Below are 440 nucleotides of genomic sequence, written 5' to 3' on the forward strand. Positions count from 1 at the left end.
GTCGTGATGGTCCGCGCCTACGAAATCCTCGCCGAACAGTGCGACTACCCGCTGCACCTCGGCGTCACCGAAGCCGGGCCCGCGTTCCAGGGCACCATCAAGTCCGCCGTCGCGTTCGGCGCGCTGCTGCGCCAGGGCATCGGCGACACCATCCGGGTCTCTCTGTCCGCCCCGCCGGTCGAAGAGGTCAAGGTCGGCACCCAGATCCTGCAGTCGCTCAACCTGCGGCCCCGCAAGCTCGAGATCGTGTCCTGCCCCTCCTGCGGACGCGCCCAGGTCGACGTCTACACCCTCGCCGACCAGGTCACCGCAGGCCTCGAAGGCATGGAAATCCCGCTGCGCGTCGCGGTCATGGGCTGCGTCGTCAACGGCCCCGGCGAAGCCCGCGAAGCCGACCTCGGCGTCGCCTCCGGCAACGGCAAAGGCCAGATCTTCGTCAA

General features: G+C 69.1%; 1 protein-coding gene. It reads left to right on the plus strand.

Annotated features, from left to right (window positions below; translation table 11 throughout):
- Window positions 1-440 (plus strand): flavodoxin-dependent (E)-4-hydroxy-3-methylbut-2-enyl-diphosphate synthase (locus WA670_RS45065; protein WP_336162307.1); only part of this gene is annotated, 440 nt, incomplete at both ends.

It is taken from the genome of Amycolatopsis sp. VC5-11, assembly GCF_037034185.1.
Lineage (GTDB): Bacteria > Actinomycetota > Actinomycetes > Mycobacteriales > Pseudonocardiaceae > Amycolatopsis > Amycolatopsis nivea.